Origin of the sequence: Terrirhizobium terrae, from assembly GCF_030323265.1 — a bacterium.
Classification (GTDB): domain Bacteria; phylum Pseudomonadota; class Alphaproteobacteria; order Rhizobiales; family Rhizobiaceae; genus Neorhizobium.
On record NZ_CP104992.1, the window covers coordinates 3,186,057 to 3,211,261 of the forward strand.

The following is a 25,205-nucleotide window of genomic DNA, read 5'->3' on the forward strand; positions in this document are numbered from 1 at the left end:
GGCGGCAGGGGTATAAAACGCCTCTGACGTCATCCTCGGGCCTGTCCCGAGGATCTGCAACGTCCTGATTTTATTCGACGTGGTTGGATCCTCGCCACAAGGGCGAGGATGACGGCGTTGTAAAGCGGGCCCCGATTTTGTCGAAGCCTCGTTTTATCAATCAATACAGGCCGATACCGCCGACATATGATTCTCTTTTTGAACGCCGCGCAGGCTTAGGGCTGCTCTGCTCAGGCCGGGCCTGAACGAGGCTCGCCTCGGATTTGGTGAGCGTCACGAAGTCGGTGCCCTTGCCGGTCTCCGGACCAAGGCCCTGGTCGGTGATCGTCAGCGAGGTGCCGTTGGTCATCAGCACGGCGATTTCCTCGCGCACCTCCTTCGGGATGTCGAGACGGTCGAGGGCTGCGGCGGCTGCATTGGGCTGGCTTTCGTCGGCCGCCTTCTCGATACCGAGATCCCGCATCTCGTCCGCGGTCAGCTTGTTTGCAAGCGTGATCGCATGCCATTCAGCCGTCTCGGCGTTGCGCTCGATATGGTCGGCGCTGAAGAAATGGGTTCCAAGCGCAAGCTCGGGATCCTTGATGCCGATCGGCGCCTCGAACAGAGGCTCGAAATTGCGGCGCACCAGGATCTGGCCGGCGGGCGCTGCTTCCTGCCCGGCCGAGTGATAAAGCGCGGCGAGGAAATCCTTGTTGATCAGCGGCCCATTGGTCGGCATGCCTTTCCAGCGTTTGTAGCCGGCAATCGCATCGCGGGTCATCGGGCCGGGAATGCCGTCTGCCGCGCCGGCATCGAAACCGAGGTCCAGCAGAAGCGCCTGAACGTCCATCATCGTCTCGCGGGCGCCGCGGCGATGAACGAGGATGCGCAGCGGCGGCGCGTCTTCCGGTACTACGGCCTGAAGAGAGCCTGTCGTCATCGGATCCGTTCCCGCCATGGCAATGCGATAGGGACCGTCCGCTGCCTTCTTCATCGCGGTCGGGCGCAGATCGACGTCGGACATCATCGGGCTCGACGGCATCGGCTTCAGCGGCATGAACAGGTTGGCGTTCTCGATCCTCACCGGCGCGACCGGCGCATCGGAGATCACCACATGCACGCCGCGATCCGTCATGTCGAAGATCGCCTTGGCGGTGCCGGGCGGAATGCGCACGCAGCCATGCGATGCCGGATAGTTCGGCACATGGCCCTCATGCAGCGCGATGCCCGACCATGTCAGGCGCTGCATGAACGGCATCGGCGCGTTCGAATAGATGTTGGATTCGTGATACTTGCGCTTCTCGAGGATCGAGAAGATGCCGCTCGGCGTCGTGTGCCCGGCCTTGCCCGTCGACACCTTCGTCGTCTGCACAACGGTCTCGCCGTCATAAACGGTCATGGACTGCTTGTTCTTTGAGACGATGATCTGGAGGGTCGCGGTATCGGCAAAAGCTGACTGGGAGAGAATGGTCCCGGACAGGAGCCCGAGGCTGAACAAGACGCCACGAAACATGAAGACCTCATACGCAATACAATGGTCTGCATGTTAGCGCGGCGTACTTAATGAAAATTTTACGAAAAGTGTCGGGATCGTGGCGCGGCATCACAAACCGTTGAAATGCGCCGATTGGGGGCCCCGAAAATTTCTTATCGCCGCTTAACGACGCTTGCCGCCGAATGTGTAGCCGGTCTCGACGGCTGCCGTGCCGAACTTGTCGCGCAGCTTGTCCATCGCCGCCTCCGCCGCCGCGCGCCGCCCGGCCTGCTGGTCGACGAGATCGGGCGGATCGGCCAGCGTCGGGTCGCAGAGATCGGTGACACCGATGCCGAGAAGCCGGAACTTCGTGCCGTCCGTCTCCCGCTCCATCAGGGACAGGCCGGTGCGAAAAATCTTGTCGGCGAGCTGGGTCGGGTCTTCCAGCCGCTTGTTACGCGTCCGGCTCTTGAAGTCTGCCGTCTTCATTTTCAGGACGACGGTATGTCCGGCAATCTCGTGTTTCTTCAGCCGCGCCGACACTTTTTCCGAAAGCCGCCGGAGAATTGGCACAAGGTCGTCATGGCGCGAAATATCGTCGAAGAAGGTCGTTTCGGCGGAAACACTTTTGGCCGGATCGTTCGGATGCACGTCGCGGTCGTCTATGCCACGGGCGAGGCGATAGAGCCGCTGGCCCATCGTCCCGTAACGCCGCATGAGATCGCCTTCCTCCATCGTCTGGAGCTGGCCGATTGTGCGGATGCCGTCGGCTTCGAGTGTGCTGTTGAAGGCCTTGCCGACGCCCCAGATCGTCGTGACCGGGCGAGGGGCCAGAAAATCCTTGGCTTCGGTCTCACCGATTACGGAGAAACCGCGCGGTTTCTCAAGGTCGGAGGCGACCTTGGCGAGGAACTTGCAATAGGAGAGGCCCACGGAAATGCTGATGCCGAGCTCGCTTTCGACGCGCTTGGCAAGCTTGGCCAGGATGCGCGCCGGCGGATCGCGATGCAGACGCTCGGTGCCTGCAAGTTCAAGAAAGGCCTCGTCGATCGACAGCGGCTGCACGAGCGGCGTCAGTTCCATCATCAACTGCCGCACCTGCCGGCCGACGGTCACGTATTTCTCCATATTGGGGCGGATCACTACCGCGTCGGGGCAAAGTTCCATTGCCTTGAACATGGGCATGGCGGAACGCACGCCGCTGATACGGGCAATGTAGCAGGCGGTCGACACGACGCCGCGCTTGCCTCCGCCGATAATGACAGGCTTGTCGGCGAGGCTGGGATCATCCCGCTTCTCGATCGTCGCATAAAAGGCGTCGCAGTCGATATGGGCGAGCGTCAGGTCATAGAGTTCGTTGTGATAGACAAGCCGCGGACTGCCGCAGGATCGGCATCTCTTGATCTCGGCCGTCTGCTCGGCGAGGCAGTCGCGGCAGAAGCCGGTCTTCTTGTCGGTCACGAGCATCAGGTCCGGAACAAATATTGAACATCGCCACAATAGGCTGGAATCCCGCAACGCTCAAGAGGATGCGAGGTCGCTTCCGTGGGGTAGCCGCATCGTCCTTAGGTCTATGAGGCGCAGCGCATATGGGCTCGGATAAGACGTTCCGCATGGCCCCAGTCCATTGCCCTGACGATGCCGTCATCAGGCTTCGGCGCCAGAAGATGCAGCGGCAGAATCGGGCATCATGTGGATCACGAGGCAGCTCGCGACATGATCCCGCACGGAATGGAGGTTGTGGGCCATGTCGTCTATGAAAACCGAGGGCAGGGCGCGACCGGAGTGGATATTGTGCATCACCGGGCCCTTCGGCTCTTGCGTCGCGACCAGCGGGAAGTCGAAGCCGAGCCGGTCGAGAAGCCGGCGCCGGGCCTCCTGATAACGTGGCGGCATGGCGGTCAGGAAGACGATGTCAGCGTCTTCACCCAGTGCCTTGAGGGTGTCGACTGCAAGCTCGGCCGGTGTCTGCCAGTTTTCCTGCGCTGCGAAGAAGTCCCCGATCAGGCCTTTGACGGCTGCCTCTTCCAGCGCGACCTGGGTTTCAATCGAGACGATATTGCCGGTCAGCCGGAAGGAGCGCGGCAACAGTTCATGGCCGCCTTTGCGCAGATAGTCGGCAAACGGGGCCGCGAAGTTCAGCACCACATCATCGACGTCACAGACGACCAGCGGTCTGTCACCAAGGCGGATGTGGGAGATGTCTACGATTTCTGTCATGTCAGTATTCGCCGGAGCCGAGATGAGGGCCTGTATAGTGATGCGAGGCGGCCACCACCGTTTCCGGCTTCGTGCCCGTGGCCTCACAGAAAGCGAGCAGGGTCGGCTCATGGCCCATGACGAAATCGATCATGCCCGCCAGAAAGCCGGGGTCTGACACCGCATTGCGGATCTGGTCCGGTGTCACGCCGGAAAGTGCGAGAAAACGCTGGAACATGTCCGGTTCGCCTGCCAGCCATGCGAGAACGGTCGCGGCTGTTTCCTCTGCCTGCGCGGCGATTGCCTGCTGGTTTGCGGTGTTTTTCGGGGGCATTGTCCTGAGGTTACCTCTTTTCAACTAAATCGCGTTAGCGTCGTCGCGAACGAAGCTCCGTGGAATCGAATTTTCGGGAGCTTATATGTCGAAGGAATGCTTGCAAGGCGTGAATTAAGGAATGGACCGCATGCCCAAACGGGTCATGATTGTTGAAGATAACGAGCTGAACATGAAGCTCTTCCGCGATCTGATCGAAGCATCGGGCTACGAAACTATTCAGACGCGCAATGGCATGGAGGCACTGGACCTGGCGCGCAAGCACCGGCCGGACCTCATCCTCATGGATATTCAGTTGCCGGAAGTCTCCGGCCTCGAAGTCACCAAGTGGCTGAAGGAAGATGACGAGCTTCATGTCATCCCGGTCATCGCCGTCACCGCATTCGCGATGAAGGGCGATGAGGAGCGCATCCGCCAGGGTGGCTGTGAGGCCTACGTCTCCAAGCCCATCTCGGTGCCGAAATTCATAGAAACGATCAAAACCTATCTCGGCGACGCGTGAGGACGGGAACAGAAAGATGACGGCACGGATACTGGTTGTCGACGATGTTCCGGCCAATGTGAAGCTGTTGGAAGCGCGTCTTCTGGCCGAATACTTTGAAGTGCTGACGGCCGAGGATGGCTACAAGGCGCTCGCGATCTGCGAAGCCACCCATGTGGATCTGATCCTGCTCGATGTCATGATGCCGGGCATAGACGGTTTCGAAGTCTGCGAACGACTGAAAGCCAATGCTCGCACGGCGCATATACCCGTCGTTATCGTGACTGCACTCGACCAGCCCTCCGATCGCGTGCGTGGCCTCAAGGCGGGGGCAGATGATTTTCTCACCAAGCCGGTGAACGACGTCCAATTGATCGCTCGCGTACGCAGCCTTGTTCGTTTGAAGAGCCTGAGCGACGAACTCCGCATCCGTGCGGACACCGCCCAGAATCTCGGAATGGAAGATGCATCGAAAGGATTGGACGGTCGCGAGGAGATGGGGCAGATCCTGCTCGTCGATGGCCGTGCAAGCTCCCAGGAGCGCATCATCAAGGCGCTAAAGCCGATTGGTGAGGTGACTGCAATCTCCGATCCGCAGGCCGCGCTGTTCGAGGCCGCCGAAAACGCTTGGGACTTGGTGATTGTCAACGCCAATTTCGACGATTATGACCCGCTTCGGCTCTGCTCCCAGCTTCGCTCGCTGGAACGCACGCGTTTCCTGCCGATCCTGCTTGCGACGGAAGTCGGGGCCGAAGAAATGGTCGTTCGTGCGCTGGATCTAGGCGTCAATGACTACATTGTCCGTCCTGTAGATCAGAACGAGCTCCTTGCCCGAACGCTGACGCAGATCAAGCGCAAGCGTTACAACGACCGCCTGCGGATGAGTGTCCGCCAGACGATCGAGCTCGCGGTCACCGATCCCCTGACCGGGCTCCATAACCGCCGCTACCTCGACAATCATCTGAAGATGCTGTTCAACCGCTCGGCCGCTCGAGGGCGCCCGCTTTCGGCTTGTCTGATCGATATCGATCGCTTCAAGGACGTGAACGATACCTATGGGCACGACGCTGGGGACGACGTCCTGAGGAGCTTGCCACGCGCATCCGCTCCACCGTGCGCGGCGCCGATCTTGCCTGCCGTTATGGCGGCGAGGAATTCGTCGTCGTCATGCCGGATACCGATGCAGCCACCGCCTCTCTCATTGCGGAACGACTGCGCGCAATGGTCGAGAAGACGCCGTTCTCGGTCAAGAGTTCCGGTGCGAGATTGGAAATGACGGCGTCCTTCGGACTGTCATGCAGCGTCAGCGGTGCCGAGACACCGGAGCAGTTGATCAAACAGGCAGATCAGGCGCTTTACAGAGCCAAGGCTGAGGGTCGCAATCGGGTGGTGGCAAACGCCGCCTGATGACGACCCGGAATACGACGCCGCCGTTTAAAACCGGCGCGGATCGTCCTGGGTGGAGATTTCCACCGCTTATAACAAATAATTGCGGGTATGAATTGGGCCGGGTTCTTCTGTGAACCGATCCGACGACCGTAGGCAGTTACCCCTTCGGCGATGGCAGAGTTACGGCAACGCAAGTCTTTCGGTTTCGCGACAGGGAGATAGCAAACGTGCTGTGGCCCGCGCCATTTATTTCTGTCAGGTACTTGGATTTTGTACCTGCAATCATCATGTAATTGGGGTGTAGGTGGAATGGCCTAGATTTGCTGTCAGGCGATAATTACTTAAGAATTCCGATGACTATCTCTGGCGCAAAGGGCTTAGGCATCCAAATTTTAACCAACAGCGAACCCAAATTGACCGCCACGTTAAGAATCTATTGATTTTCTTTTTGCTTTGCGCAATTTTGACCCTAACGGAAGATTGTGCCTACTAGGCACTCTCATACCCCATGATGCTCAGGTCCGCCGCATCTCCTGGGTCGTGGGGTCGGTCGACCGGCAGGCATACCAATGCGGTTCCTCGTGCCGTGATTGCATGCTGGTCGACCCCCAATTCATAAGCGCCGCTCCCGGATGGGATGCGGCGCTTTTTCGTTTGGCGATCCGGTGGAGCAAGGCGGTCAAAGACAACCGGAAATGCAAAGAAAAGGCGCCTGACCTTGCGGTCGGCGCCTCTTAAAACCGAGCGATCAAGAATTACTTGATCTTGGTTTCCTTGAACTCGACATGCTTCTTCGCGACCGGGTCGTACTTGGTCTTGGTCATCTTGTCGGTCATGGTGCGGCTGTTCTTCGTCGTAACGTAGAAGAAACCGGTGTCAGCCGTCGACAGCAGCTTGATCTTGATGGTCGTAGCTTTCGCCATGGTGGTTCTGCCTCTAAGAATAGGGAAGCCGCGGACGCTGTGTGCTCCACGGCTAAATCTGGCGCGAAATTACAAATCGCGCGCCAAAAGTCAACTCTGTTTTGGTCGGAAAAACGGGCGGCTGAGCGCGATAGCCACGTAAAAGCCGAAGAAAGCCGCAAGCGCCCAGGCAAAACCGCTATTACCGGCGACGTCCATGGCTGCACCTATGCCCTGCGGACCGGCCACTGTTCCGACCGCATAGCAGAAGATGAAGGCAGCGTTGGCGGCCGCCAGATCGGCGCCGCTGAGGCGCGATCCGAGATGCGCAAGGCCCACGGTATAAAGGCCGGAGACGCATCCGCCCCAGAAGAACAGAATGACGGCCATCAGCAGCCAATTATGCACGAGCATGGGAAGTGCCAGCGATCCGAGTACGCCGAGAACCGCCATACCGGCGAGCAGGGGGCGGCGGTCGCGCATTTTGTCCGAAATCAGCCCGAGCGGGATCTGGAAGGCCATGTTGCCGATTCCCATCACGGTGAGCAGCACGGCTGCCTGCGATTCCTGCAGCGATTCGCGCAACGCATAGATCGGGAAGAGCGACAGTCCACCGGCGGAAACTGCGCCGAAGGCGAAGACTGCGGCGGTCGCGGTCGGCACCAAGAAGATGTAGTGGAAGAAATGGCGGTCCGGCTTGGTGTCGAGCACCGGGCTTTCATGCCGCGCAACGAAGATCGGGATCAGCGCCATCAGGATGATGATCGCACCGACGAGGAAGGGCAGGATGCCGTCACTGCCCAGAAGCGAGAAGAGCAGCGGTCCGAGCGCGAAGCCGACCGCGAGCACAGTCGCGTATATGCCGAGCACAAGGCCCCGGCGGCGCGGCGGCGCGGCCTCGTTGATCCAGAACTCCGACAGGATGAACAGCGTCGTCGTCGCCCCGTGAAAGGTGAAGCGCAGCGGGAACCACATCCAGAACGACTGGGCATAATAGAAGCCGATGGCGCTGACGGCGGCGACGACGACGGCAAACATCATCGTCTTCGCCACGCCGCAGCTATGGGCGAGCTTGGTCGTCAATGGTGCTGCCAGCATCGAGGCGATACCGGCCATGGCGGCGTTGAGACCGATCAGGGTCGAGGGAATGCCGCGCTTTTCCAGAATGATGCTGAGAAGGGGAAGGCCGAGGCCGATCGCGATGCCCACAGCACTGATTGCGGCCGTGGCTGCGATCAGCGACGGCCAGTGGATTTCCTCGATATGGCCGTTCTCATCGGTCGTCGGCTGCGGCATTCACTGTTCCTTACAGTCGGCTTTGGACGAAACGCCCGTGACGCATGGAGTAAAAGGTGACGGGGTTCCCGAACGGGACAGAGGGATCGGTCTTCATCAGGTCTCTGACATCCTCCAATACCGTCTGCGTGATCCGCGCGAGTTTCAGACCAGAAATTGTTGCGATGTCAACCCATTGCAAGTCCTGCAACTCGTCCGTATCGCCGAAATGCGTCAGGTCGAAGACGCCCTCCTGGCAAAACGCAAGAAAGAAGCGGGTATCGTAACGTCTTATGTGACCCGGCGGTGTGATGGCACGGCTGACATAGCGCAAGTGGCCAAGATCAGGTCCGGATTCGCCGGTCGGAATTATCCCGGTTTCCTCGCGAAGTTCACGCAGTGCCGCAAGCGCCAGGGCGCGAGCTCGCGCCGGCACCATGCCGCGCCGAACGCCTCGCATCAGCTTTGTCTGCACGAGCGGGTGCAGGTCGCTGCCGAAGGGCAGGGCGTGATCGCCGCGGTCGCGTCGGCCGCCGGGAAACACATAGACGTCCGGCATGAAGACATGGGCGCTGGCGCGCCGTCCCATCAGGACGCGCGGCGTCGATCCGGAATTGTCGACGAGGATAAGGAAGCTGCATCACGCGGACGCACGCCGACATGAAGCTCCCGGCCATCGACAGGGTATTCGAGCGGCGACGTATCCGCCGGCTTCATGGCAGTGGGCCGCCGCGTCCCGGATCTTTCTCGTCATCGGGGCCGCCGAAGCCGTGCATGCGGTTGGCCCATTGCAGGCCGATGACGCCGCCCTTGATCGGCTGGATGGTGACAAGCGCGGCGAGAACCGCGAGCGGCACCCAGATCGCCACATGCACCCAGGGCGAGACGCGCCAGACCATGTCGGTTAGCATATAGCCGGTCATCAGCACATGGCCGACGACGACGATGACGAGATAGGCCGGCAGGTCGTCTGCCCGCTGATGAGTATAATCCTCGCCGCAGACGGCGCAGTGGTCGACGGGTTTCAGGAAGGCGCGGAACAGCCGGCCCTCACCACAATGCGGGCAGCGGCAGAGCAGGCCGCGCTTGATTGATTGTCCGAGATGGCGATCGGGCGCGCGGCCGCCATATTTCATGGTCGATCCGGCGCGCTCGGTCATCTTTTATCTCCTGCGGCCACGGGGCGGGCGGGTGCCCGGCTTCTTCGGTCCGCCGCCCGGCCTGTTGCGACGGCCTGCCTTGTGGAACGAACGAGTCGCGGTCGGCAGTTTCTTGCCTTCGCTCAGCATCTCGAACTGCAGCGCGCCGGCGAGCGGCACGGCAGCCTTCAGCCGCACATCGACGGTATCGCCGAGCTGGTAACCAAGCCCGGTACGCTCGCCCGACAGCGCCTGATGCGCCTCGTCATAGATGTAATAGTCCTGTCCGATCGTCGAGACGGGCACGAAGCCGTCGGCGCCATAGGTCGGCAGCGAGACGAAGAGGCCGGCCTTGGTGACGCCGGAAATGCGGCCCTCGAATTCTTCGCCAATGCGTGTCGACAGGTGATGGGCGACGAGACGGTTCACCGTGTCGCGCTCGGCAGCCATGGCCCGGCGCTCGAAGGTCGAGATCTCGGCGGCGATATCGTCGAGCTGCGCCTCTTCCTCCGGCGTGATCCCGCCTTCGCCGAGGCCCAGAGAGCCGACCAGCGCGCGATGCACGATGAGGTCGGCGTAGCGGCGGATCGGCGAGGTGAAATGCGCATATTTCATCAGGTTGAGGCCGAAATGGCCGATGTTTTCCGGGCTGTAGATCGCCTGGCTCTGCGAGCGCAGCACCATCTCGTTGACCATGATCTGGTGCGGCGTGCCTTCCGCCTGCGACAGGATGCCGTTGAACGAGTTGGAGCGCATATTGCCGCCGCGAACCATGGAGATGCCGAGCGTGGCGAGAAACTCGCGCAGCGTCTCCTGCTTGGCAAGCGACGGGCCATCGTGGATGCGGTAGATCAGCGCCTGGCGCTTCTTCTCCAGCGTCTCGGCGGCGCAGACATTCGCCTGGATCATCATCTCTTCGATGAGCTTGTGGGCGTCGAGTCGCTCCGGCACGAAGACCCGGTCGACGGTGCCGTCGGGCTTCAGCAGGATCTTGCGCTCCGGCATGTCGAGTTCGAGCGGCTGGCGGCGGTCGCGGCCGATCTTCATGATCCGGTAGGCGTCCCAGAGCGGCTTCAGGATCGGTTCGAGCAGCGGCCCGGTCTTGTCGTCCGGCTTGCCGTCGATTGCGGCCTGCGCCTGCTGGTAGGACAGCTTGGCGGCACTCTTCATCATGATGCGATGGAAGGTGTGGCTAGCCTTGCGGCCTTCCTTGGAGAAGACCATGCGCACGGCCATTGCCGGCCGGTCCTCGCCTTCGCGCAGCGAGCAGAGATCGTTGGAAATCCGCTCCGGCAGCATCGGCACGACGCGGTCGGGGAAATAGACGGAGTTGCCGCGCTTCAACGCTTCGCTGTCGAGCGGAGACTTGGTGCGTACATACCAGGAGACATCGGCGATCGCGACGGTGACGATCACGCCGCCCGGATTGTCGTCAGACATATCCGGTTCGGCATAGACGGCGTCGTCATGGTCCTTGGCGTCGGCCGGGTCGATCGTGACGAGCGGCACGTTACGCCAGTCCTCGCGCTTCGACATGGAGGCGGGCTTCGCAGCCTCCGCCTCGTCCATCACCTGCTTCGGGAAGATATGGGGAATGCCATGCGAATAGATGGCGATCATCGAGATCGCCTTTTCGGAGGCGACGGAACCGACGACCGACAGAACCCGGGCGCGCGGCAGGCCGAAGCGGCCGGAACGCACGGTTTCGCTCTCGACCAGATCGCCATCTTTGGCGTCACCGAGACCATCGGGCTCGATCACCATTTCCTCGCCGCGCCGGTCGGTCGGCAGCAGGCGGATCTCGCCGTCGGCCAACTTGTGGATCACGCCGAGCGTCGCGCCGCGGCGCTTGTCGATCACCTTGATGACGCGCGCCGTATAGGCGGGGCCGGTGCGGTCCTTGTTCGGGAAGATCTTGGCCAGGATCCGGTCGTTGAGACCGGCTGCGGCCGTCTTGCCCTTGCCGCGCTGCTCGTTGGACTGGCGGATCAGCACGGCCGGCGCCGCACCCTGATCCTCTGGCCATTCCGCCGGACGGCCGATCAGCTCGCCGTCCTTGTCGCGGGTGGTGATGTCGAGAACGGTGACCGGGGGCAGGGCGCCGGGGCGCGTCAGAGACTTGCGGCTCTTCTTCAGCATCCCTTCGTCTTCGAGCTGGCGCAGCAGATCCTTCAGCTCGACGCGCGTCTCACCCTTCAGGCCGAAAGCCTTGGAGATCTCACGCTTCGATGCTTTGTCCGGGTTGTCGGAGATGAACTCGAGCAGGACTTCGCGCGGCGGGATCACGCCCTGGATGATGGAGGGCTTGCCTTTCGAGCCCGAGGCCATGCCCCGTTCAGCCCTTTCGGCGCGCTTCCGCTGGCGGTGCGATCTGTTGTCGTCGTCCTGCTCTTCGCTCACGTATCCGTCTTCTTCGTCTTTGCAGCGGCCTTTTTCGCCGGTGCCTTCTTCGCGGCTGTCTTCTTCGGAGCAGACTTCTTCGTGTCGCCATCGGCCTTGGCGGCAGCTTTCTTCGGCTTCGCCTTGGATTTTGCCGCAGGCTGCTTACCGCCCTTTTCGATGATCAGGGCCATGGCCTGTTCCATCGTCACCGACTGCGGGTCCATGCCCTTCGGCAGGGTCGCATTGACCTTGCCCCAGTTGACGTAAGGGCCATAACGACCATCACGCACGGTAACGGCGCCGCCATCCGGATGATCGCCGAGTTCCTTGAGTGCTGCCGGCGTGCCACGTCCGCGTCCACCCGGCCCCTTGGCAGCCTTTTCGGCCAGCACGGTGACGGCGCGGTTGAGGCCGACAGAGAACACGTCCTCGATGCTTTCGAGGTTCGCATAACTGCCGTCATGCAGCAGGAAAGGCCCATAGCGGCCAAGACCGGCGGTGATCATCTTTCCGGTTTCCGGGTTGATGCCCACATCGCGCGGCAGGTTGATCAGCGACAGCGCCTTTTCGTGGTCGATATCCTCCGGCTTCCAGCCCTTCGGCAGCGAGGAGCGCTTGGCTTCCTTGCCGTCGCCACGCTGGATATAGGGTCCGAAACGACCCGAACGCAGCGTCAGCTGCTCGCCGGTTGCCGGATCGACGCCAAGATCCTTCGGCTCGTTGAGGCCGGATGCTTCCGCCTCCGCGCCATCGGACGAAAGCTGGCGGGTGAAATTGCATTCCGGATAGTTCGAGCAGCCGACGAAGGCGCCGTATTTGCCGAGCTTCAGCGACAGGTTGCCGGTGCCGCAGACCTGGCAGATGCGCGGATCGGAACCGTCCTCACGCTTCGGGAAGACGAGCGGCGCCAGCGCCTCGTTCAAGGCATCGAGCACGTTGGTGACGCGCAGTTCCTTGGTGTCCTCGATCTGGCTGAAGAAGTCCTGCCAGAATTCGCGCAGAACCTGCTTCCAGTCGAGCTCGCCGGCGGAAATCTTGTCGAGCTTCTCTTCCAGGTCGGCCGTGAAATCGTATTCCACATACTTGGTGAAGAAGCTTTCCAGGAAGGCCGTGACGAGCCGGCCCTTGGAATGGGGGATCAGCTTGCGCTTCTCGGTGACCACATATTCGCGGTCGGACAGTGTCTTCAGCGTCGCGGCATAGGTGGAGGGCCGGCCGATGCCGAGCTCTTCCATCTTCTTGATCAGCGAGGCTTCCGAATAGCGCGGCGGCGGCTCGGTGAAGTGCTGGCTCGCATTCACCTTGCTCTTGTCGAGCTTTTCGCGGGCATTGATCTCCGGCAGGCGGCCATCTTCGTCGTCATCCTCGGACTTCTCGTCCTCGTCGCGGCGATCCATATAGGCGCCGAGGAAGCCGTCGAAACGGACGACGGAACCGACGGCGCGAAGGCCGGCCTTTTCCGAGCCGTTGGAGGCCAGGATTTCGACGGTGGTGCGTTCCATCTCGGCAGACGCCATCTGGCTCGCGATACCGCGCTTCCAGATCAATTCGTAGAGACGTGCCTGATCGGCATCGAGGAACTTGCGCACCTGGTCCGGCGTGCGGTTGAAATCGGTCGGACGGATCGCTTCGTGGGCTTCCTGGGCGTTCTTCGCTTTGGTGGAATAGAAGCGCGGCTTTTCCGGCAGGTAACGGTTGCCGAACTGGCTGACGATGGCGGCGCGCGCGGCATCGATCGCTTCGGGCGCCATCTGCACGCCGTCGGTACGCATGTAGGTAATCAGACCGACCGTTTCGCCGCCGATATCGACACCTTCATAGAGCTTCTGCGCCACCTGCATGGTGCGCGAGGCGTTGAAGCCGATATTGGACGAGGCAGCCTGCTGCAGCGTCGAGGTGGTGAAGGGCGGGCCGGGATTGCGCTTGACGGGCTTCGCTTCGACGCTCTCTACGGCATAGGCCGCACCTTCGAGCAGGGTCTTCAGGCGGTTGGCGTCGTCGCCGGTCTTGATGCCGCGCGGCTGCAACCGCTTGCCGTCGGCCTGCACGAGCTTTGCCTCGAATTCATCGCCGCGCGGCGTCTTCAGGAGAGCCGATAGGTTCCAGTATTCTTCCGAGACGAAGCGCTCGATTTCGTTTTCGCGGTCGCAGACGAGGCGCAGCGCCACAGACTGCACGCGGCCAGCCGAACGGGCGCCAGGCAGCTTGCGCCACAGGACCGGAGACAGATTGAAGCCGACGAGATAGTCGAGCGCGCGGCGGGCGAGATAGGCGTCGACCAGCGGCACGTCGATATCGCGCGGGGCAGCCATCGCGTCGAGCACGGCCTTCTTGGTGATGGCGTTGAAGACGACGCGCTTGACCGGCTTGTCGCCCAGCACCTTCTTCTTCTTCAGGAGATCCAGCACGTGCCAGGAAATGGCTTCTCCTCGCGATCCGGGTCGGTCGCGAGAAACAGGCCGTCGGAGCCCTTCACGGCATCGGCAATGTCCTTCATGCGCTTCTGCGACGCGCTGTCGACCTCCCAGGACATTTCGAAATCCTGGTCGGGAAGCACGGAGCCGTCTTTCGCGGGAAGATCGCGGACGTGGCCAAAGGAGGCGAGAACCTTATAACCCGAGCCGAGATACTTATTGATCGTCTTGGCTTTGGCTGGAGATTCTACAACGACAACATTCATTTTTGTTTCTCTGCATAGAGCAAGGCCCGGAACTGATGCTGTTTCGGGCGGAAGTTTGACTTCCCGACATGGAGGGCGTTTGTGCCGCGGTCAAGGGCCTAAGTGAAATAAGCGGCATTCTGAAACACAATCCGAGGCTGTGTATAGCTGACTTGCAATCATGAATAATTGCGCTAAAGTCCAATTTATTGAGTGTGATGCAAATAAATTCACGCTGTGAGCGTGCATAATCGGGGTGGGGCATGTCAATTCAGTTGAGTGGGCTCCGCGAGGGCCAAACGGTCGAAAAGGTTGCCTATATCCGCCAGATGCTGGGCGAGCTTCGCCAGGTTGCATCCGGCGAGGGGGCGGACATGCTCTGCTATCTGATCGAGATGGCCTATGTGGAGGCCGGCGATATCCAGGCGGGCGTGCGCCCGCGCTCATTCGTCCAGCGCGATGGAAACAAGCCCGCCGGCGTGGCGATATAGCCGTCCCGCCAGATCGAGCTCCAGCAGCACGAGATAGACCGACGATGCCGGAAGGCCGGTATGGCGGATGATGTCGTCTATTTCCGCCGGTGTGGGGCCAAGGGTGGAAACGATCGCGTGGCGGTCGTCGTCATCGGGCGGCAGCATGGTGCCATCCGCTTTGTCGGGCTCTTCGATCATCGGCTGCTGGAACAGGTCGAGCTGCGACAGTGGTGCCAGTGCTTCCAGCACGTCCTCAGGACCGGTGGTGACGACCGCGCCCTGCTTCAGCAGGCCGTTGGTCCCGTGGCAGCGCGGGTCGAGCGGCGAACCCGGAACGGCAAAGACGATCCGCCCGAAATCCCCGGCCATTCTTGCGGTAATCAGCGAGCCGGACTTTTCCGCCGCCTCTACGACCACGACGCCGAGGGAGATGCCGGCGATCAGCCGGTTGCGGCGGGGAAAGTCGCGAGCCCGCGGTTCCCAGCCGAACGGCATCTCGCTGATCGCAAGGCCGGTGCCGCTGGTGATCTCTTCGAGTAGGCCGAGGTTTTCGGGCGGGTAGGGCTGGTCGAGCCCACCGGCCAGGACGGCGATCGTGCCGGTCTCGACGCTTGCCCGATGAGCGGCGGTATCGATGCCGCGCGCAAGACCGGAAGTGATGACGTAACCGGCCTGACCGCAACGGCGCGCCACCATGGCCGCAAACTTGGCGCCGACCACCGAGGCGTTGCGCGACCCGACGATGCCGACGGAGGGACGGGTGGCGCTGGCGAGATTGCCCTTGATCGCGACAAGAGGCGGTGCGCCTTCGATCTGGCGAAGGGCAGGCGGGTAATCCGGCTCGCCGATTCCGGCGAAACAGGCGCCATGCCGGCGTGCCGCTTCCAGCTCCCGTTCAGCATCCGCGATGCTTGCGATGCGCGGCAAGCGCGTGGCGCCGCCGCGGCGGGAGAGTTCCGGCAGCATGGCAAGCGCGTTTTCCGCCGAGCCGCAATGATTGATGAGTTGCCGGAACGTCGCCGGCCCGACATTGTCGGAGCGGATCAGCCTCAGCCAGGCGATCCTTTGCCTTTCGGTCAGCGCAATTCCCTGTCGCCTCGCACTGCCGTCCGGCATAACCCGCCCCCTTGGGACGGGTTCCGCGGGGAACTATCCCTTCTTGCCGATCCTGCTCTCGGTGCCGGCAATCAACCGCTCGATATTGGTTTTATGCTTGACCCAGGAGATCACGGTCATCACGGCCATGACGATTGCAATCTTGGGCTCCTGTATGAACCACAGCACAACCGGGATGACAAGCGTTGCAACCAGCGCCGACAGCGAGGAATATTTGCTGATCTTGGCAACCGACAGCCAGACGGCGGCGAAAACCAGAACCATCCACGGCGCCACACCGAGCAGGGTGCCGATATAGGTCGCAACCCCCTTGCCGCCCTTGAAGCCGAGCCAGACCGGAAAGAGGTGGCCGATGAAGGCGGCAAAGCCCGCAAGCAGACCGGCTTCCGGACCGAAGGCATACCAGCCGATGAGTGCTGCGACGGTCGCCTTCAGCGCATCGAGCAAGAGGGTCGCGGCCGCGAGCTTCTTGTTTCCGGTGCGCAGGACATTGGTGGCACCGATATTGCCCGAACCGATCGAGCGGATATCGCCGAGCCCGGCCGAGCGGGTCAGCAGCAGGCCGAACGGGATCGAGCCAAGCAGATAGCCCAGGATCAGCGCCCCGGCCGCGATCGGCAGCGTGATCTGCCAGTTGAGAAGTTCGGTCATGTGGTTCCCCCGGTGCCTTTCTCGCTCCCGTTTCAATCCCTCACTTGCGATTTCTAACACTTAGCCTGCGGCTAAGATGTTGAAATCGCTTTCTCTCCCGCAAGGGAGAGATACCGCTGCCGCACTCTCGGCGGCTACCTCTCCCCTTGTGGGAGAGGTTACAAAATCAAGATCTTAGCGAAGCTAAGTCTTAGATTTTGTTGGTGAGGGGATGCTCGCCTCGGTCCCCCATGCCATCCCCTAGCGTCTCACCCCAGATTATGCACGCATTTACCGGCTACATAAGTAGCGACGGCGCGACCGGAGAAGCGGGCCTCATCGAACGGCGTGTTCTTCGAGCGCGAGACGATGGCGTCCTTCGACACGATCCACGGATCGTCGAGATCGATCAGCGTGATGTCGGCTTTCGCGCCCGGCTTCAGCGTGCCGGCATCGAGGCCGAAGATCTGCGCGGGTCGCGTCGACATCGCGTCGATCAGGCGCATCAGCGGAACGCGGCCGTCGTGGTGCAGACGAAGTGCAGCCGACAGCATGGTTTCGAGCCCGATCGCGCCATCTGCCGCATCGGCAAAGGGCAGGCGCTTGGTGTCGACATCCTGCGGATCATGAGAGGAGACGATGATGTCGATGTCACCCTTGGCGAGCGCATCGGCCATCGAAATGCGATCGTCTTCGGTACGGAGCGGCGGCGACAGCTTGAAGAAGGTTCGGTATTCGCCGATGTCGTTCTCGTTGAGCGACAGGTGATTGATCGAGATGCCGCTGGTCACATTGGCACCGCGAGAGCGGGCGACCTTCATCGCCTCGACCGATTCCGGCACCGAGATCTTGGCCGCGTGATACTTGCCCTTGGTCAGCGCCGCGATGCGCAGGTCCCGTTCGAGCGGGATCAGCTCGGCTTCCTTCGGTACGCCCGAAAGGCCGAGCCAGGAGGCGAACAGGCCTTCGTTCATCACGCCGTTGCCGAGATATTTTTCACGCAGTTCGAGCGAGATGACCGCGTCGAATTCCCGCGCATAGGTCATCGCCCGGCGCAGCAGCAGCGTGTCGCTGAGGCCGTGGCGACCGTTGGTGAAGGCGACCGCACCGGCTTCCTGCAACAGGCCGAACTCGGTCATCTCCTTGCCCTCAAGCCCCTTGGTGAGGGCCGCGGCCGCATGGACGTTGACGATCGCTTTGTCGCGGGCGGTCTTGTGGACGAATTCGACGAGCGCGATGTCGTCGATGACCGGATCGGTATCCGGCATCATGATGAAGGAGGTGACGCCGCCGGCGGCTGCCGCACGGCTGGCCGACTCGATCGTCTCGGTATGCTCTGCGCCGGGCTCGCCGACATGGACGCGGGCGTCGACGAGGCCGGGCGTGGCAACAAGGCCGCGGCAGTCGCGCACGGCAGCACCTTCCGGCGCGCCCTGGTTCTGCGCATCCTTGCCGGCGGCGAGGATGCGGCCGTCATCCCCGATGATGATCGTGCCGGTTTCGTCGAGATTGCGGGACGGATCGAGGATGCGCAGGTTCTTGAGGACTGTTGCGGTCATGCGCGCTCTCCCTGGTTGGAGGTGAGCAGCGTCTCCATCACGGCCATGCGCACGGCGACCCCCATTTCCACCTGTTGCTCGATGACGCTCTGCGGACCATCGGCCACTTCAGAAGAAATCTCGACGCCGCGGTTCATCGGGCCGGGATGCATGACGAGCGCATCTTCCTTGGCCGCCTTCAGCTTTTCGGCATCAAGGCCGTAAAAGCGGAAATATTCACGCACCGACGGCACGAAGGATCCGGCCATGCGCTCGCGTTGCAGGCGCAGCATCATGACGACGTCAGCGTCCTTCAGGCCTTCCTCCATGGAGTGGAAGACTTCGACGCTCATGTCGCGGATGCCCGAAGGCAGAAGCGTCGACGGAGCGACGACGCGAACACGCGCGCCCATCGCATTGAGAAGAATGATGTTCGAGCGGGCGACGCGCGAATGCAGCACGTCGCCGCAGATCGCAACCGTGATGCCCGTCAGCGTGCCCTTGGCGCGGCGGATGGTGAGCGCGTCGAGCAGCGCCTGGGTCGGGTGCTCGTGCTGGCCGTCGCCGGCATTGACCACCGAGCAGGCGACCTTCTGCGCGAGAAGTGCGGCTGCACCGGCAGACGAATGGCGCAGCACCAGCACGTCCGGGCGCATCGCGTTCAGCGTCATCGCCGTGTCGATCAGGGTCTCGCCCTTCTTCACCGAAGAATTGCCGACCGACATGTTCATCACGTCGGCGCCAAGCCGTTTTCCGGCCAGTTCGAAGGAGGATTGGGTTCTGGTCGATGCCTCAAAGAAGAGGTTGATCTGCGTCAGGCCGCGCAGGGTGGACGTCTTTTTCTCCCGTTGCCGGGATATCTTCACGGCCTCGTCGGCCTTGTCGAGAAGATAGGTGATGTCCTGGTGGTTGAGACCCTTGATGCCGAGGAGGTGGCGGTGGGGAAAGAAGACCATAAGGCATGTCTCCGCTTGCGTTCGGCGGTCTATAAGGTTTGGGGGGAATGCTGCAAGCGCTACCGGGCCTTATCCCAACCACTTATGTTCGGGCAGACTGCGACATCCCGTCCTCAGCGGGCAAATTCTTGTCGGGTGTGTGATTTTCACATATATATGTGATGGCAGCGGAGGCGCGTGTCATGTTGAAAAATACCACCATGAATTTGCCGGATGAGCTTGTTGCCAAGGTGAAAGCCTATGCGGCCGAAAATCGGACGACCATGACGGCCATCGTACGGGAGCATTTCGAGGCGATAACCGAACCGACGAAAGAAATCTCCGACGAGGATCCGCTGCTGGCATATTCGAAGGGCCTGCTTTCACGACAGGAGGCCGTCCGTCGCCTTGGCTTGAGAGACTATGCGGACCTTCTCGTCGCCTTGGGCGATGCCGATCTTCCCATGCCGCTTGCCCCTGCACATGAGATCGAGAACCAGGCCGCGACCTTCGCCAGGCTCTGGAGGATGGGATGAGGAGGTGCACGATCGTCCTGCCGGACGCGGGGCCGATCAACAGCCTCTGGGTGGCCGATCGGCTGGACATTCTGCTCAAGCTGGACATGAAAATCGTCATCGTCGATGCGGTCTACGATGAGCTGACCAGCGATCTGTCCTACCTGAAGGACCGCGACGTCAAGGAGTTCATTGACGGCAATTCGCCGCCATTCATCATCGAGCCGACCGACATTGGTGCGATCGAAAGAGCAAAGCGGCTTCAGGGACACAAGCTCAAGAGAAACGCTGGAGAGCTTGCCATGGTCGACTTCATTTCTTCCGAGGACGGGATAGGCCGTTACCTTGACGCGAACGAGCCGGTAGCGATCCTTTTCGAGGATGCTGGTCTGAGGGTTTTCAACAGGCCGCCGAACCTGCATCTCATCTCGACAGTCGGTCTTCTGCGCGGCTTGGAGGATGTCGGTGTGATTGCTTCTGCAGACGAAGTAATCCACGAAATGCTGCACCCCAGCAAACCGGGCAGACGGCCCGGTGATGCAAGACGATTTACGGACTTGCCTCACGGCATAGATGAAGCGGCCCCGATTGGCAGCTCGTGGAAGCCGTGAGTTTTACGCTTGGCTCTTCATCGGCACGGTGACAGGGCAATCAGCCGGTTTTCCCCGCCGCTGCGGCCTTTTGTTAAGAAGAGCAATTTGCGGTCGTAGAGCCGTTTCCACTGCGGATAAGTTCCGCTAGAACCGGGGCATGAACGACATGTCCCGCGCCGAAGAAAAATTTGCCGAACTGAACCAGCCTGCGCCCTGGTCCGGCATCAATGCCTATCGCTCCGATCCGCTGCTGGTCGACCTGACCGCTGGCCTCAATCGGACGATCCGCGAGGAATATGACCAGCTCGGCCGCTACGTGACCTCGCCGGAGGCGCAGGAACTGGCGCGCATGGCGAATGAAAATCCGCCGAAGCTCAAGACCCACGGTCCGCGCGGCGAGCGTCTCGACATTACCGAATTCCACCCTGCCTGGCACGCCCTGATGCGCCGCTCGATGCAGAGCGGTCTGCATTCGTCGATCTGGGAAAGCGTGGCCGACGCCAAGGGCAGTGAGCACAAGGTTCGTGCGACGCGGTTTTACCTCACGGCGCAGCTCGAAAGCGGGCATCTCTGCCCGCTCACCATGACCAGCGCTTCCGTTGCCGCCCTGATGGCCTCGCCGCGGGTACAGAAGGAATGGGCGCCGAAAATCCTGTCGCGCAAATACGATTCGACCAATCGCCCGGCGATGCAGAAATCGGCGGTCACGCTCGGCATGGGCATGACGGAGAAGCAGGGCGGCACGGATGTGCGCGCCAACCGCTCGACCGCGGAACGGGTGGGCGAGGGGATCTATCGCCTCTCCGGTCACAAGTGGTTCATGTCCGCGCCGATGAGCGACGGCTTCGTCATGCTGGCCAAGACCAACGAGGGCATTGGCTGCTTCCTCGTGCCGCGTCTTCTGGAAGATGGTTCGGCCAACGGCCTGCAGTTCCAGCGTCTGAAGGACAAGGTCGGCAACCGCTCGAATGCCTCGTCCGAGGTCGAATTCACCGACGCCTTCGGCTATCTGCTCGGTGAATCAGGCGCCGGTATCCGCACTATCCTCGACATGGTGACGCTGACGCGGCTCGACTGCGCGCTCGCCTCCGCCGGCATCATGCGCGCCTCGCTGGCGGAAGCCGTCCACCATACACGTGGCCGCAGCGTCTTCGGCAAGAAGCTCGTCGACCAGCCGCTGATGACCCGTGTTCTCGCCGACATGGCGCTCGATGTGGCTGCCGCGACTGCGCTGAGCTTCCGTTTGGCTGATGCCTTCGATCGCGCGGCGAGCAATCCGGGCGATGCGGCTTTCGCCCGCGTCATGACGCCGGTCATCAAATACTGGAACTGCAAGATTGCCCCGTCGCTGATCTACGAGGCGATGGAATGCCTCGGCGGTAACGGTTACATTGAGGAGCGGCCGATCGCCCGTCATTATCGCGAGGCTCCGGTCAATGCGATCTGGGAAGGCTCCGGCAATGTCATGGCGCTGGATGTCCTGCGCGTCCTGTCGCGCGGTCGTGATCTGTTCGAGACCGTGCTCTCAGGTTTCGAGCGGGATCTCGGTTCCTCCGGCCGCAAGACCGTGGAAGTCCTGCGGGCGGCAATGGCGCTTTGCGAACGGGATGAGGAGCAGCGCGCCTGCTCGTGGAGCAACTGGCGCTCGCCGCCGGTGCCGCCGAACTGGCGCGGCTCGGTGCTGGCAAGATCGCCGACGCCTATCTGGAAACGCGTCTCGCCGGCGGCTGGCGCTCGACCTATGGCATGCTCGATTCCCGCTTCGACGCCAGCTATATCGTCGACCTTCTCTACCCGCCGGCGACGTAAGCGGCGAGCGTCATCACCACCGGAATGCTGAAGAACGACACCGCGACCTGAAGCGTCGCCGCGGCGGCGTAGAAATCAGCGTCGCCATTCATCTGCTTGGCAAGCAGATAGCCGTTCATGGCGGTCGGTACGGCGGCGCAGAGCGCCAGCATGACGATGCCCTGTCCCTCGATGCCGAGGGCAAAACCGATCAGTACGCCGACGACCGGAAAGGCGAAGAGCTTCAGGACCACCGCGAGAAGCACGAGCGGCTTAGGCTTCAGCGCATCCATAACCCGCAAGCCTGCGCCGACGGTCAGCAGGCCGAGGCTGAGCGAAGCCTGTGAGAGAAGGTCGATCGTTTGCATGACAGGCGCATAGATCGAAATGCCTGCGAGATTGACCAGGATGCCGAGAGCGGTCGACAGGATCAGCGGATTGGTGACGATCTTGTAGAGGAGTGCGCGATAGCTGCGTTCGCGGCCTGAAAACCACAAGAGAACGGTGACATTGATCAGGTTGAGCGGAATGATGATCGCGGCCATGACAAGACCGACCATCGTCAGGCCGGTGGCGCCAGATGTCTTTGCCGCGATTGCCAGCGCCACGAAACCGTTCCAGCGGGTCGTGGTCTGAAAAAGGGACGTATACTGCGGCGGCTTCACACCCATGCGCCGCATCAAAGGCCAGGCGAGCAGCATGCCGCCGGACATGACGATCACCGCAAGGATGGCCGCGAAGCTGACGGTGATGTTCTGCATGTTGGAAAAATCGGCTTCCGCCATCGTCATGAACAGCAGCGCCGGAAACAGCACGAAATAGCTGCATTGTTCGAGCCCGTCCCAGAAGGACGGGTTGATCGCCGGAGCGCGTTTCAGCGCTATGCCGAGCAAGACCAGCAGGAAGATCGGAAGGATGCTTTGGAAGACGAGGAGCATAAGGACAGTTTCACATCAGCCCTCCCGCCTTCCTTTTGCAGTGGCCAGATTTCAAAAGCAACGCTGTTTTGGAAACTGGCTTATCCTGTGCATGGCTTTCCAACCGACTTGCCGGGTCGCGATCCGCGCTTTATCGCCTCCTTTAAGGTTTGTTAGGAAACGGGCGGACGATGCTGCAGGTCCTCGATATGACGGCGCAACAGAACCAGGCGATGAGGCCGCGCAATCGCGCCAGCACCGAGCGCGCCATCTTTCTCGCCGCCCGTGCACTTCTCGCCGAACAGGGTTTCCAGGGTTTTGGCATCAACGCCGTGGCGCGCCGCGCCGGCTGCGACAAGCAGTTGATCTATCGCTATTACGGCGGCCTCGACGGGTTGATCGACGCGATCGGCGAAGAACTAGGCAGCTGGGTGAAGGACAAGATCCCGCAGGATACCGGCGGCATGTTCATCCTCACCTATGGCGACCTGATGGAAAAGCTCTCCATGTACTTCATGGAGGCGTTGAGGGACGATCCTCTGGTCTGCAAGATCGTCGCCTGGGAAGTGTCTCAGGACACGCCTCAGGTCCGCCGTCTGTCCGAGTCGCGCATGAAGGCGCTCGGCAAGTGGCTGGAAAAGATGCAGGGCAACCTCAAGCCGCCGAAGGGCGTCGATACGGCGACAACCAACGCGCTGCTTTTCGCCTCGATCCAGCACATGGTGATCTCCGCTGCCGTCAGCGAACAGTTCGCCGGCGTTCCGCTGAAGACGGAAAAGGACTGGGAGAAGGTGGCCGCCGCCGTACGCCGCCTGGTTCGCGCCATCTACGGCTGATCTACCGCTTCTCACATCTCTGACAGGCTCCGCGCACGCGAAGTTGACGCGGTCGCGCGCGTCGCTGCCGCAAATCCGCCTTGATGCCTCAGGGTAAAGAGCGCTCGTCCACAGGCACGATCGCTGAAATTAACCATATCGACGGGTTTGCATTGCGCGAAATCAGCGCCTGCCTAATTCTGTTAATATGTTGTTAACCAGCTTCCTTAGGGCCTTACCCCGGATGACAATCCTGTTCAGGCAGCACGCGATGCTGGTCGTCTCGACGGCCGCCTTTGCTGTGCTGGCACTCGACATTGCCTATCCGGCGATGGTTCTGAGCATCATGGCGGCGATGCGCTGGGTTGTGCCGGAGCTTTACCCGGCACCGACGAGGGAACTGGCTGCATGAAGTGGTTCATCATTCTCTGGGCCGGTCCCGTGGCGCTTCTGGGTAGCTGGTACGGCTTGTCCTACTACGACATGAGCTTCGGCTTCTTCATGCTGACACGCCAGACGCACGACCTCGTGTTCCAGGTCTACGGCAATATCCTCGGCATTCCGCCGGAAACCATTCCGCCGCTGGTCGCACGCGCCATCGCCGTGGACAGCCTCATCGTTCTCGCCATCATCGCGTTCCGCAAGCGCAAGGCGATTGCCGCATGGTGGCGCCGACGTCAGTCTTCCAAGGAGGAGCTCGCAGCGGCTCGCAGCGAAGAGAGCCTGTCCAGCGCTCCCTGAAGAATGAAGCTCGCGGCCGCCGAGATCGATCCGCTCGGCCCGCTTGGCGCGCGATACGTCCATTTCCAGGAGTGCCCGTTCGGCTGCGACCGTTGACAGGCGCTCGTCCCAGAAGACGAAGGGCAGGGCAGTCTTTTCCGACATCGAGCGCACGAAGGCGCGCGTTGCCTGAACGCGGGGACCGGCCGAGCCGTCCATGTTCATCGGCAGGCCGATGACGAAGGCCGCGACCTTTTCCTTCTCGGCGAAATCCAGCAGCACGACGGCATCCTGGGTGAATTTCACCCGTTTGATCACCGGCCGCGGCGACGAGAAGCGGCGGCCGAGGTCCGACATGGCAAGCCCGATCGTCTTGGTGCCGAGGTCGAGCCCTGCGATCGCCTGGTTCGGCTGCAGTTGCTCGGCCAGTTCCTCGATGGTCAGCGTTGCCATGTCTCTTGTCTTGCCCTTTGAGCTTAGGTTTTCTTGCGGACGAATTCGGTGCGCAGCACCAGGCCCTTGATCGTATCATGCCGGCAGTCGATTTCCTCCGGATTGGCGGTGAGCCGGATAGAGCGGATGACCGTGCCCTGCTTCAGCGTCTGGCCGGCACCCTTGACCTTCAGGTCCTTGATCAGCGTGACAGCGTCGCCGTCCGCCAGCACATTGCCGGCCGCGTCGCGTACTGCGGATTTTTCGGCGGCCTTCGCCGCAGCTTCCGAAGCGGGCAGCCATTCGCCCGTTGCTTCGTCGTAAACATAATCGTCGTCACTGGTGGACATGCCAATTCCTTGCGTCATGAAAAATAGCGACGCTGCGGTTATGATGTTTGAGGAAACGGCAACGTCGGTGGTCGCTTATCGCACGCGTGTAGGGCTTGCAACCAAAGTGGCCTGTTTCTCTACTTCCGGTCTGTCGTCTTGTCCGTTGCTTTGCGTAGTGCTTGCCTGCA

The 25,205-nt window shown here is 61.5% G+C and carries 21 protein-coding genes and 5 pseudogenes; 9 read left to right on the top strand and 17 right to left on the bottom strand.

Annotation, left to right across the window (positions count from 1 at the left end):
• Window positions 1–160: 160 nt before the first annotated feature.
• From N7E02_RS23525 to N7E02_RS23540, 4 genes and pseudogenes are all read right to left on the bottom strand, one after another.
• Window positions 161–1,492, bottom strand: coding sequence for a L,D-transpeptidase family protein (locus N7E02_RS23525; protein WP_286579999.1), 1,332 nt, complete (start codon window positions 1,490–1,492; stop codon window positions 161–163).
• Window positions 1,493–1,636: 144 nt separating this feature from the next.
• The gene (locus N7E02_RS23530) at window positions 1,637–2,914 is read right to left on the bottom strand and encodes a DNA polymerase IV (RefSeq protein WP_445344463.1); all 1,278 of its coding nucleotides are present in this window, start codon (window positions 2,912–2,914) and stop codon (window positions 1,637–1,639) included.
• Window positions 2,915–3,024: 110 nt separating this feature from the next.
• A pseudogene (locus N7E02_RS23535) lies at window positions 3,025–3,673 on the bottom strand (hypothetical protein).
• Between the two features lies 1 nt (window position 3,674).
• On the bottom strand, window positions 3,675–3,986 hold the full coding sequence (locus tag N7E02_RS23540; protein ID WP_286580001.1) for a DUF3572 domain-containing protein: 312 nt from the start codon (window positions 3,984–3,986) through the stop codon (window positions 3,675–3,677).
• Between the two features lie 130 nt (window positions 3,987–4,116).
• Here N7E02_RS23540 and N7E02_RS23545 point away from each other — a divergent pair, with 130 nt between their 5' ends.
• Window positions 4,117–4,488: a response regulator gene (locus tag N7E02_RS23545; protein ID WP_093003064.1), complete on the top strand. Its 372-nt coding sequence runs from the start codon at window positions 4,117–4,119 to the stop codon at window positions 4,486–4,488.
• A 16-nt stretch (window positions 4,489–4,504) separates the two neighbouring features.
• Window positions 4,505–5,874 (top strand): annotated as a pseudogene (locus N7E02_RS23550) (PleD family two-component system response regulator).
• Window positions 5,875–6,611: 737 nt separating this feature from the next.
• On the opposite strand, the gene rpmG reads toward N7E02_RS23550, so the two are convergent.
• The 6 genes and pseudogenes from rpmG to topA all read right to left on the bottom strand — a co-directional run bounded on the left by rpmG (window position 6,612) and on the right by topA (window position 14,234).
• Entirely contained in the window at window positions 6,612–6,779 is a 168-nt protein-coding gene (gene rpmG / locus N7E02_RS23555) for a 50S ribosomal protein L33 (protein WP_003547442.1), read from the bottom strand.
• A gap of 90 nt (window positions 6,780–6,869) precedes the next feature.
• On the bottom strand, window positions 6,870–8,054 hold the full coding sequence (locus tag N7E02_RS23560) for an MFS transporter (protein ID WP_286580002.1): 1,185 nt from the start codon (window positions 8,052–8,054) through the stop codon (window positions 6,870–6,872).
• Between the two features lie 10 nt (window positions 8,055–8,064).
• Window positions 8,065–8,592 carry an NUDIX domain-containing protein gene (locus N7E02_RS23565; protein ID WP_286580003.1) on the bottom strand — a complete coding sequence of 176 codons (528 nt, stop codon included), beginning with the start codon at window positions 8,590–8,592 and terminating at the stop codon, window positions 8,065–8,067.
• 154 nt (window positions 8,593–8,746) lie between these two features.
• Window positions 8,747–9,193, bottom strand: a complete 447-nt coding sequence (locus N7E02_RS23570) for a DUF983 domain-containing protein (protein ID WP_286580005.1) — start codon at window positions 9,191–9,193, stop codon at window positions 8,747–8,749.
• A 3-nt stretch (window positions 9,194–9,196) separates the two neighbouring features.
• Window positions 9,197–11,500, bottom strand: a complete 2,304-nt coding sequence (gene rnr, locus N7E02_RS23575; protein WP_286584000.1) for a ribonuclease R — start codon at window positions 11,498–11,500, stop codon at window positions 9,197–9,199.
• 68 nt (window positions 11,501–11,568) lie between these two features.
• Window positions 11,569–14,234: pseudogene (gene topA, locus N7E02_RS23580) on the bottom strand (type I DNA topoisomerase).
• A gap of 242 nt (window positions 14,235–14,476) precedes the next feature.
• Between topA and N7E02_RS23585 the strand changes: the two are divergent.
• On the top strand, window positions 14,477–14,704 hold the full coding sequence (locus N7E02_RS23585; protein WP_286580007.1) for a hypothetical protein: 228 nt from the start codon (window positions 14,477–14,479) through the stop codon (window positions 14,702–14,704).
• Here N7E02_RS23585 and dprA read toward each other — a convergent pair.
• The 4 genes from dprA to N7E02_RS23605 all read right to left on the bottom strand — a co-directional run bounded on the left by dprA (window position 14,657) and on the right by N7E02_RS23605 (window position 18,926).
• On the bottom strand, window positions 14,657–15,802 hold the full coding sequence (gene dprA, locus N7E02_RS23590) for a DNA-processing protein DprA (protein WP_286580008.1): 1,146 nt from the start codon (window positions 15,800–15,802) through the stop codon (window positions 14,657–14,659). The two genes, N7E02_RS23585 and dprA, sit on opposite strands and share 48 nt — an antisense overlap.
• A gap of 33 nt (window positions 15,803–15,835) precedes the next feature.
• Window positions 15,836–16,453 carry a glycerol-3-phosphate 1-O-acyltransferase PlsY gene (plsY, locus tag N7E02_RS23595; RefSeq protein ID WP_286580009.1) on the bottom strand — a complete coding sequence of 206 codons (618 nt, stop codon included), beginning with the start codon at window positions 16,451–16,453 and terminating at the stop codon, window positions 15,836–15,838.
• A gap of 248 nt (window positions 16,454–16,701) precedes the next feature.
• A complete protein-coding gene (locus tag N7E02_RS23600) occupies window positions 16,702–17,991 on the bottom strand; it encodes a dihydroorotase (RefSeq protein ID WP_286580010.1) in 1,290 nt (429 codons plus the stop codon).
• Window positions 17,988–18,926 carry an aspartate carbamoyltransferase catalytic subunit gene (locus N7E02_RS23605; RefSeq protein ID WP_286580011.1) on the bottom strand — a complete coding sequence of 313 codons (939 nt, stop codon included), beginning with the start codon at window positions 18,924–18,926 and terminating at the stop codon, window positions 17,988–17,990. Before N7E02_RS23605 ends, N7E02_RS23600 begins: the two co-directional genes overlap by 4 nt.
• Window positions 18,927–19,108: 182 nt before the next feature.
• Here N7E02_RS23605 and N7E02_RS23610 point away from each other — a divergent pair, with 182 nt between their 5' ends.
• From N7E02_RS23610 to N7E02_RS23620, 3 genes and pseudogenes are all read left to right on the top strand, one after another.
• The gene (locus tag N7E02_RS23610) at window positions 19,109–19,441 is read left to right on the top strand and encodes a DUF6364 family protein (protein ID WP_286580012.1); all 333 of its coding nucleotides are present in this window, start codon (window positions 19,109–19,111) and stop codon (window positions 19,439–19,441) included.
• Window positions 19,438–20,031, top strand: coding sequence for a hypothetical protein (locus tag N7E02_RS23615; protein ID WP_286580013.1), 594 nt, complete (start codon window positions 19,438–19,440; stop codon window positions 20,029–20,031). The genes N7E02_RS23610 and N7E02_RS23615 overlap by 4 nt, the downstream gene beginning before the upstream one ends.
• 139 nt (window positions 20,032–20,170) lie before the next feature.
• A pseudogene (locus N7E02_RS23620) lies at window positions 20,171–21,822 on the top strand (acyl-CoA dehydrogenase family protein).
• Here the strand turns inward: N7E02_RS23620 and N7E02_RS23625 are convergent.
• Entirely contained in the window at window positions 21,804–22,739 is a 936-nt protein-coding gene (locus N7E02_RS23625; RefSeq protein WP_286580014.1) for an AEC family transporter, read from the bottom strand. The pseudogene N7E02_RS23620 and the gene N7E02_RS23625 overlap by 19 nt on opposite strands.
• A 170-nt stretch (window positions 22,740–22,909) precedes the next feature.
• On the opposite strand from N7E02_RS23625, the gene N7E02_RS23630 reads away from it, so the two are divergent.
• From N7E02_RS23630 to N7E02_RS23640, 3 genes are all read left to right on the top strand, one after another.
• Window positions 22,910–23,554 carry a TetR/AcrR family transcriptional regulator gene (locus tag N7E02_RS23630; RefSeq protein WP_286580015.1) on the top strand — a complete coding sequence of 215 codons (645 nt, stop codon included), beginning with the start codon at window positions 22,910–22,912 and terminating at the stop codon, window positions 23,552–23,554.
• A gap of 223 nt (window positions 23,555–23,777) precedes the next feature.
• Window positions 23,778–23,945 carry a hypothetical protein gene (locus N7E02_RS23635; protein ID WP_286580016.1) on the top strand — a complete coding sequence of 56 codons (168 nt, stop codon included), beginning with the start codon at window positions 23,778–23,780 and terminating at the stop codon, window positions 23,943–23,945.
• Window positions 23,942–24,274, top strand: coding sequence for a DUF6105 family protein (locus tag N7E02_RS23640; protein WP_286580018.1), 333 nt, complete (start codon window positions 23,942–23,944; stop codon window positions 24,272–24,274). The genes N7E02_RS23635 and N7E02_RS23640 overlap by 4 nt, the downstream gene beginning before the upstream one ends.
• Here N7E02_RS23640 and ruvX read toward each other — a convergent pair.
• Window positions 24,211–24,706, bottom strand: a pseudogene (gene ruvX / locus N7E02_RS23645) (Holliday junction resolvase RuvX). The gene N7E02_RS23640 and the pseudogene ruvX overlap by 64 nt on opposite strands.
• 23 nt (window positions 24,707–24,729) lie before the next feature.
• On the bottom strand, window positions 24,730–25,035 hold the full coding sequence (locus tag N7E02_RS23650) for an alkylphosphonate utilization protein (RefSeq protein ID WP_286580019.1): 306 nt from the start codon (window positions 25,033–25,035) through the stop codon (window positions 24,730–24,732).
• Window positions 25,036–25,205 lie beyond the last annotated feature (170 nt).

Bases quoted from the DNA above. Each gene is read 5' to 3' on its own strand.
- N7E02_RS23525 (WP_286579999.1), bottom strand. From the start codon at position 1,492: ATGTTTCGTGGCGTCTTGTTCAGCCTCGGGCTCCTGTCCGGGACCATT.
- N7E02_RS23540 (WP_286580001.1), bottom strand. From the start codon at position 3,986: ATGCCCCCGAAAAACACCGCAAACCAGCAGGCAATCGCCGCGCAGGCA.
- N7E02_RS23545 (WP_093003064.1), top strand. From the start codon at position 4,117: ATGCCCAAACGGGTCATGATTGTTGAAGATAACGAGCTGAACATGAAG.
- rpmG (WP_003547442.1), bottom strand. From the start codon at position 6,779: ATGGCGAAAGCTACGACCATCAAGATCAAGCTGCTGTCGACGGCTGAC.
- N7E02_RS23560 (WP_286580002.1), bottom strand. From the start codon at position 8,054: ATGCCGCAGCCGACGACCGATGAGAACGGCCATATCGAGGAAATCCAC.
- N7E02_RS23565 (WP_286580003.1), bottom strand. From the start codon at position 8,592: ATGCCGGACGTCTATGTGTTTCCCGGCGGCCGACGCGACCGCGGCGAT.
- N7E02_RS23570 (WP_286580005.1), bottom strand. From the start codon at position 9,193: ATGACCGAGCGCGCCGGATCGACCATGAAATATGGCGGCCGCGCGCCC.
- rnr (WP_286584000.1), bottom strand. From the start codon at position 11,500: ATGGCCTCGGGCTCGAAAGGCAAGCCCTCCATCATCCAGGGCGTGATC.
- N7E02_RS23585 (WP_286580007.1), top strand. From the start codon at position 14,477: ATGTCAATTCAGTTGAGTGGGCTCCGCGAGGGCCAAACGGTCGAAAAG.
- dprA (WP_286580008.1), bottom strand. From the start codon at position 15,802: ATGCCGGACGGCAGTGCGAGGCGACAGGGAATTGCGCTGACCGAAAGG.
- plsY (WP_286580009.1), bottom strand. From the start codon at position 16,453: ATGACCGAACTTCTCAACTGGCAGATCACGCTGCCGATCGCGGCCGGG.
- N7E02_RS23600 (WP_286580010.1), bottom strand. From the start codon at position 17,991: ATGACCGCAACAGTCCTCAAGAACCTGCGCATCCTCGATCCGTCCCGC.
- N7E02_RS23605 (WP_286580011.1), bottom strand. From the start codon at position 18,926: ATGGTCTTCTTTCCCCACCGCCACCTCCTCGGCATCAAGGGTCTCAAC.
- N7E02_RS23610 (WP_286580012.1), top strand. From the start codon at position 19,109: ATGTTGAAAAATACCACCATGAATTTGCCGGATGAGCTTGTTGCCAAG.
- N7E02_RS23615 (WP_286580013.1), top strand. From the start codon at position 19,438: ATGAGGAGGTGCACGATCGTCCTGCCGGACGCGGGGCCGATCAACAGC.
- N7E02_RS23625 (WP_286580014.1), bottom strand. From the start codon at position 22,739: ATGCTCCTCGTCTTCCAAAGCATCCTTCCGATCTTCCTGCTGGTCTTG.
- N7E02_RS23630 (WP_286580015.1), top strand. From the start codon at position 22,910: ATGCTGCAGGTCCTCGATATGACGGCGCAACAGAACCAGGCGATGAGG.
- N7E02_RS23635 (WP_286580016.1), top strand. From the start codon at position 23,778: ATGACAATCCTGTTCAGGCAGCACGCGATGCTGGTCGTCTCGACGGCC.
- N7E02_RS23640 (WP_286580018.1), top strand. From the start codon at position 23,942: ATGAAGTGGTTCATCATTCTCTGGGCCGGTCCCGTGGCGCTTCTGGGT.
- N7E02_RS23650 (WP_286580019.1), bottom strand. From the start codon at position 25,035: ATGTCCACCAGTGACGACGATTATGTTTACGACGAAGCAACGGGCGAA.